We start from the raw sequence: 6,475 nt of genomic DNA on the forward strand, positions 1-6,475 counted from the left end.
TGGCGACGCATTCGATGCGACGCTCGCGCACGTGCTCGACACGCCGTCCGACACCCATGCAAGCGGCGTCGAAGCCGCGCGGCAACTGTTCGCGAACGGCATGCGGCCCGACGGCGTGTTCTGCTCGTCCGACCTGCTCGCGCTCGGCGTGATCGACGTCGCGCGCAGCGAATTCGGGTTGCGCGTGCCGGACGACGTGCGCGTGATCGGCTTCGACGACATCCCGGCCGCCGAATACGACGCCTATCGGCTCACGACGCTCCGTCAGGACACGCGCGGCCTCGCGCAAGCGGCAGTCGAGCTGCTCGCCGACCGGATGCAGACGTTCGACGGCCCGTCGCGCACCCGCATCGTGCCGGTCACGCAGGTGGTGCGGGCCAGCTGCGCATAACAAGAAGAGATCGGGCGCGGCGACGCCGCGCGTCACTTCAACCCGCCCGCGAACCCGCGCAACAGGTAGCGCTGCACATAGCCGGCCACGGCCAGCGTGGGCAGCGACGCCATCAGCCCGGCGCTCATCAAGTCGCCCCAGTCGATGCCGTTCTCCGTCACGTAGCCGGCAATCGCGAGCGGCAGCGTAAAGCGGCTCGGCGTCGACACGAACAGCAGCGCGATCAGGAATTCGTTCCACGCGGCGATGAACACGAAGATCGCGGTCGCGATCAGCCCCGGCGCACACAACGGCAACACGATCTGCACGAGCCGCCGCGCGAGCCCTGCGCCGTCGATGCAGGCCGCTTCCTCGTATTCGATCGGCACGTCGCGCACGAACGCGAGCAACATCCAGATCGCCATCGGCAGCGCGTAGATCTGGTAGGCGAGCATCAGGCCGAGCGTCGAGTCGAGCAGGTGCAGCCGCTTCGCGAGCGCGAACAGCGGTACCGCGATCGTGATCGGCGGCATCAGCTTCAACGCGAGCACGAGCACCAGGAACAGCAGGTCGAGCCGCGCCGGGAACCGCAGCCGCACGAGCGCGTACGCGGCCGGAAACGCGAGCGCCAGCGCGAGCAACGTCGTGCCAAAACCAACCAGCAGCGAATTGAACAGCGGCGCGCCGATGCCGTTGGACCATACCGACGCGAAATGCTCGAAGGTCGGCGCGGCCGGCCAGATCCGCAACGGATGATCGAGGCGTTCGAGCGTCGGCATGAACGCCGCGCCGGCCATCCACAGGCACGGCAGCAGCAACAGCGCGAGCGCGGCGATGCGCAGCGCCCACGGCATTGCGCGCCCGAAAGCGGCGCCCGTTCGTGCGCCCGTGATGCCTGCGGATTGCGCCGTCATGCGCGCCGCTTGCGAACCGTCTGCCATACGTACCCCGAGACCAGCAGCGCGGACGCCGCGAGCATCAGCACCGACGCGGCGCTCGCCGGCCCGACGTTGAAGAAGCGGAAGCCCGTGTCGTAGATATAGGTCGACAGTGTCTGCGTCGCGTTGCCGGGGCCGCCGCCCGTCAGCGCATAGACCTTGTCGAACAGCTTGAACGTGTCGATCGAGCGCAGCAGCATCGCAAGGCCGATCTGCGGCGCCGCGAGCGGCAGCGTGATGTCGCGCAGGCACTGCCACTCGCTCGCGCCGTCGGTGCGCGCGGCTTCGTAAAGCTCCTGCGGGATCGACTGCAGCCCGGCGAGCACGATCAGGAACGCCATCGGCGTCCACTGCCACACGTCGACGAGCGCGAGCGACCACAGCGCGAGATGCGGATCGGACAGCCAGCGCACGCCTTCGATGCCGAACGCCGCGAGCAGCGCGTTCAGGAAGCCGTCGAAGTTGAGCCAGTTGCGCCAGATCGCCGAGCACACGAGCGTGGACAGCATCATCGGCAGGATCGCGAGCGGCAGCGCGATGCGCCGGCCCGGAAACGCGCGCACGAACAGCAGCGCGAGGCCGAAGCCCAGCGCGACTTCGGCGAGCGATGCGACGATCGTGAAGCGCAGCGTGTTGCCGAACCCGGCCGTGAACGCGTCGTCGCCGAGCACCGCGCGATAGTTCGCGAGCCCGGCAAACGCGCGCCGGCCGGCCGAGTAGTCGACCTGGCAGAACGAGTCGATCAGCACCTGCGCGACCGGATACAGCGCGAGCGCGGCGAGCACCAGCAGCGCGGGCCCGAGCAGCGCGACGAACGGCAGGCTGCGGCCGAAGGCTTTCATGCGCGGTATCCCGGCGATGGGTCGAGGCGAGCCGTCACTTGCCGGCCGCGGCCGTCGCCTGCGCGATCTTCTGCTGCGCCTGGCGCAGCGCGGCGTCGGGTGCGGCCTGCCCGGTCAGCGCGAGCTGCAGCTGGTCGCCGAGAATGCTCTCGACCTGCTGCCAGTCCTTCACGCGCGGCCGCGCACGGCCGGCTTCGAGCGCCTTCAACTGATCCGGATACCAGCGGTACTGGCGCACCAGCGCCGGATCGTTGAACACGCTGCGGCGGGTCGGCGGAATGCCGATGCCGGCGAGGCGCGTCTGCGTGTCGCGTGCGGTCAGGTACGCGAGGAAATCCTGCGCGAGCTTCGCGTGCGGCGCGTCCTTCGGAATGCCCATCTGCCAGATGCCGAGCATCGGCGCCGGGCCTGCGGTCTGCCCGGGCGGCGGCTGCAGCGCGATCTGGCCGACCACGCGCGACTGCTTCGGATCGTCGAGCGCCGGCACCCACGCCGGCCACACCTCGATCGACTGCGCGGCCGTGCCGCGCTGCAGCGCATCGCGCACTTCCGCCGCGCCGTACACGTCGACGTCCTTCGGCGCCGACGCCTTCAGCGCGAGGAAGGTCTTCAGCGCGGCCTGCGCTTCGCGCGAATCGATCGTCACGTTGCCGGCGTGGTCGAACACGTCGCCGCCGTAGGCCCACAGGATCGGCAGGAAGCCCGTCACGACGGGGTTGCCCTTCGTGCCGCGGAACACGACGCCCGACACGCTCTTGTCCGCGCCGCCGACGGTCTGCGCGATCTTCAGCACGTCGTCCCAGTTGCGCGGCGGCTGCAGCTTGTACTTCGCGAGCAGGTCCTTGCGGTACGCGAACATCTCGACGTTGCCGACGATCGGCAGCGCGTACAGCGCACCGGCCGCGTTGCGGCCGAGCGCGACGGTGGACGGCACGAGATCGGCGTCCGCGAGCGACGCCGGCAGCGGCTTCAGCCAGCCGTTGCCGATGAATTCGGGCGCCCACGTGTCGTCCATCATCACGAGGTCGTATGCGCCGGTGCCTTCGCGCATCGACAGCTTGAGCTTCTGGTACAGGTTTGCGTTCGGCAGCTTGAGCAACTCGATCTCGGTGCCCGGGTGCAACTTGTTGAAACCGGCGACGGCGTCGGCCAGCCCCTTGCCGTAAATGTCGTCGCGGCCTGCGATGACGAGATCCGCGGCAACGGCGTGCGTGGCGGCGAAGGACAGCGCAAGGGCGGCGGACAGCGCGCGCAGGCGGCTCAGCAGGGTCATGTGGTCTCTCTCGATCGGCGTTTATAGCGGGACAACCATTCGTTGCACACGTGTGCAACGCGGGCGACACGTCGGGTCGCCTGAAGCGTCGCCATTGTTCACGTCGACCGTGAAGGTATTGTGGCAAGCGGCAAGCCGGGCAATCCGGGACACGCGTAAGGTGCGCCGGACAGAACGATCCGGCTCCTGATGAAAATGGCGGGAAAGCCGCTCCCGACCTTCCACGCCATGGCTCGCGATAATGGTTTCCATCAATCTCGCCCGTTCAGTCAAGCATACGGGCGATTTTTTTCAAGCATCGCTTTCCATCGATGGACTGGCGCCAGCGCCGCAGACGGTCAGAAGTTCACGCGGATCCCGGCCATCACTGCCAGCTGCCGGCTCGAGTTGCTGTTCGCGAGCACCGGAATCTGCGCGTAGTTCACCGCGTTGCCGTCCGCGTCGGTGCCGAGCCCCTTCCCGCTCGCGATCTGGCCGATCGCGACCGCATACAGCGCCGTGCGCTTCGACAGGCTGTAGTTCGTGCCGACGTTCACCTGGTGGAACCGCGTCGTGCCGCGCCCATCGGTATGCGCGGCGTTGAAGATGTAGGCCACACCGCCCTGCAGCGCGGGCGTGAACATGTACGTGGCGTTCAGCTCGCCGATGTCGAACGTGAACGCCTGCGTGCGCGGCTGCGCGGTGGTCGAGAAATAGCGGCTGTCGCCGAGGCGCGTATGCGTATAGGTGAGCGCGATCGTCGCATCGCCGAACGTGACCGACCCGCCCGCGCCGAACGCGCGCATCGAGCCGGCGTCCTGCAGCAGGCAGTACATCGCGCCCGGGTTGCTGCACGCGAAATCGCCGATATAGCCGCTCGCGCCGCCGAGCGCCGCGTCGAGCGGCTGGTGCAGGTCGAGGTAGCCGACCGAGAACGCGACCGGCGCGCGCGTGTACGTCGCAGCCACCGCATAGCCGCGCTTCGCGGAGAAATCGCCGGCCTGCCCGCCGAAGCTGAACGTGCCGCCGAACGTGAGGCCGTTGAAATCGGCGCTGGTGAACTTCACTGCGTTGTTGAAGTTGAATGCGGCGTTCAGGTTGTCGACGTCGCCGAGGTGCGAGCCGTACGGCGTCGCCCAGTTGTTGCTCGACACGTACGCGCCGAGCATGTCGGTGTACGAGTCGTACTGGCGGCCGAGGCCGAGCGTGCCGATCCCGTCCTGGCGCAGCCCGACCCACGCCTGCCGGCTGAAGGCCGTGCCGCCCTGCAGCGCCTGCCCGTTCGCCGACAGGAACTGCTGCTCGAGCGTGAACACCGCATTGAGCCCGCCGCCGAGCGGCTCGGCGCCCTGGAAGCCGAAGCGCGACGGCACGAGGTTGCCGCCGCCCATCTGCCACGCATGGCCGCCGCCCGTGCTGCCGTCGGCGCGCGTGAACTGCTGGTTCGTCGAGTAGATGATGCCGGTGTCCACGGTGCCGTACAGCGTCACGCTGCCCGAGGTCTGCGCGTGTGCGTGCATGCAACCCAGCGTCGCCGCAGCCGCGGCCAGTCGTCGTCCGATCTTCATGTCCCGCCCCTCTGTTGTCATCGATTCGCAGTGCAGATCGATGGGGTTATCGATATGGGTGACAGGACTCTATCCAGCGAAAATTCAGGACCTCTATCGCAAATCGGCAAACAGTGGCGCGCGTTGCCCGTGACGGCGCCCGACGGCAGCGTCGCGGTGCGCGTGCGTCATTCGGGGCGCGTCGTCTGGGACGGCAGCTCGCCGAACAGGTCGCGATACTCGCGTGCGAAATATCCGAGGTGCGTGAACCCCCAGCTCGCGGCGGCCTCGCCGACGCCGAGCTGCTGCACGGACGTCGTGCGCAGCATGCGGCGCACCGCGTTCAGCCGGATCGTGCGCAGATAGCCGACAGGCGTGACGTCGGCCACGCGCTGGAAACTCGTTTGCAGCGTGCGGCGGCTGCAGCGCAGCGCCCGGCAAAGTTCGAGCACGGTGACGGGTTCTTCGGGCCGGTCGCGCAGATGCTTCTCGCAACGGCTCACGATGTCGCTGTAGGTGGCGTGCGTGATGTCGCGGCGCTCGACGCCGATGCCCTGCTCGAGCGCGTCGAGGAACATGCCGAGCATCGCGTCGCGGAACATCTTGCGGGTAGCCGCGTATTCGAGGTGGCCCGGATTGCGCTGCGCGTCGTCGATCAGCGCCGACAGCCGCACGCCGAGCGCGACGCCCTGCTCGTCGGACAATCGCGTCACGTGGCGCAGCTTGCGTGCGCCGGATGCGCCGAATTCGGCTTCGCACAGCTCGTCGACCATGTCGGACGCCGCGCTGATCCCGACGAGCCCCATCCCTTCCGGCGTGTGGAATTCGAAATCCTCGCCCGCGCGTAGCGCGAGCAGCGCATAGCCGTCGATGGGCTGGCCCTGGAACGTACCCGCAAGCGGCACGGACAGCGGCACCGCGAGCGACGTGCGGCCGGCCGGTGCGAGCCCGGTTTGCGCGACACGCCGGTTGGTCGTTTCGCGGAAGAAGTGGAAATCATCGTACAGCACCTGCGTGACGGTGCCCTTGAAGCGGCCCGGCGTCATCTGGCGGTAGACCTGATGCCAGCCCGCGATCGCGAGCCCGTGATCGTGCACGTCTTCGTGTGAGCGTGACTGGAACAGCATCGGCATCTCCGGTAAAACCCCTAAACGCGGCCGCCGGGCTTCCCCGGCGCGCAACGCCACAGCTTACCCGTGCAAAATCCTGCGTAGTGCGGTTTCGAACGCAAGACAGGCCGCCGACAGCGCGGCGGCCTGCTCGCCCGTCAGGCGAACGTAGCGGCGGAACGACGGCATCCGGTTCACGACCTCGCTGCCGCCGAACGGCACGATCGCGAGCGTCCAGCGGCCGTCGTGCGCGTCGATCGTGCAGTCGGTCAGGTGCAGCGGCCGCAGCGCGTCGGCCAGCGACGGCTCGGCCACCAGCGCGGCCAGCGTGTCGACGAATCCGGGGTCGCATCCCGGCACGGCCACCGCGTCGCTGCCCCTACCGCGCCGCCAGCCCGTAGATCGGAAGAGACTCGG

Annotated in this window: 7 protein-coding genes; 1 reads left to right on the plus strand and 6 read right to left on the minus strand. The window is 68.5% G+C overall.

Annotated features, from left to right (window positions below):
* A partial coding sequence (locus tag G3N93_RS31505) for a substrate-binding domain-containing protein (protein ID WP_206134708.1) occupies nt 1–391 on the plus strand: 391 nt, incomplete at its 5' end.
* Nucleotides 392–423: 32 nt separating this feature from the next.
* Here G3N93_RS31505 and G3N93_RS31510 read toward each other — a convergent pair.
* The 6 genes from G3N93_RS31510 to G3N93_RS31535 form a co-directional block, all read right to left on the minus strand.
* Nucleotides 424–1,284, minus strand: a complete 861-nt coding sequence (locus G3N93_RS31510; RefSeq protein WP_174945850.1) for a carbohydrate ABC transporter permease — start codon at nt 1,282–1,284, stop codon at nt 424–426.
* A complete protein-coding gene (locus tag G3N93_RS31515; RefSeq protein WP_174945852.1) occupies nt 1,281–2,150 on the minus strand; it encodes a carbohydrate ABC transporter permease in 870 nt (289 codons plus the stop codon). The genes G3N93_RS31510 and G3N93_RS31515 overlap by 4 nt, the downstream gene beginning before the upstream one ends.
* A gap of 34 nt (nt 2,151–2,184) precedes the next feature.
* On the minus strand, nt 2,185–3,423 hold the full coding sequence (locus G3N93_RS31520) for an ABC transporter substrate-binding protein (protein ID WP_041493231.1): 1,239 nt from the start codon (nt 3,421–3,423) through the stop codon (nt 2,185–2,187).
* 338 nt (nt 3,424–3,761) lie between these two features.
* Nucleotides 3,762–4,970 carry a porin gene (locus G3N93_RS31525; protein ID WP_174937157.1) on the minus strand — a complete coding sequence of 403 codons (1,209 nt, stop codon included), beginning with the start codon at nt 4,968–4,970 and terminating at the stop codon, nt 3,762–3,764.
* Nucleotides 4,971–5,137: 167 nt separating this feature from the next.
* On the minus strand, nt 5,138–6,076 hold the full coding sequence (locus G3N93_RS31530; protein WP_043181328.1) for a helix-turn-helix domain-containing protein: 939 nt from the start codon (nt 6,074–6,076) through the stop codon (nt 5,138–5,140).
* Between the two features lie 63 nt (nt 6,077–6,139).
* Nucleotides 6,140–6,475 (minus strand): DUF3156 family protein (locus G3N93_RS31535; protein WP_241026769.1); only part of this gene is annotated, 336 nt, incomplete at its 5' end.

It is taken from the genome of Burkholderia sp. Se-20378 (assembly GCF_017104665.1).
Lineage (GTDB): Bacteria > Pseudomonadota > Gammaproteobacteria > Burkholderiales > Burkholderiaceae > Burkholderia > Burkholderia lata.

Coding starts and splice junctions, on each gene's coding strand:
- G3N93_RS31510 (WP_174945850.1), bottom strand. CDS start 1,284: ATGACGGCGCAATCCGCAGGCATCACGGGCGCACGAACGGGCGCCGCT.
- G3N93_RS31515 (WP_174945852.1), bottom strand. CDS start 2,150: ATGAAAGCCTTCGGCCGCAGCCTGCCGTTCGTCGCGCTGCTCGGGCCC.
- G3N93_RS31520 (WP_041493231.1), bottom strand. CDS start 3,423: ATGACCCTGCTGAGCCGCCTGCGCGCGCTGTCCGCCGCCCTTGCGCTG.
- G3N93_RS31525 (WP_174937157.1), bottom strand. CDS start 4,970: ATGAAGATCGGACGACGACTGGCCGCGGCTGCGGCGACGCTGGGTTGC.
- G3N93_RS31530 (WP_043181328.1), bottom strand. CDS start 6,076: ATGCTGTTCCAGTCACGCTCACACGAAGACGTGCACGATCACGGGCTC.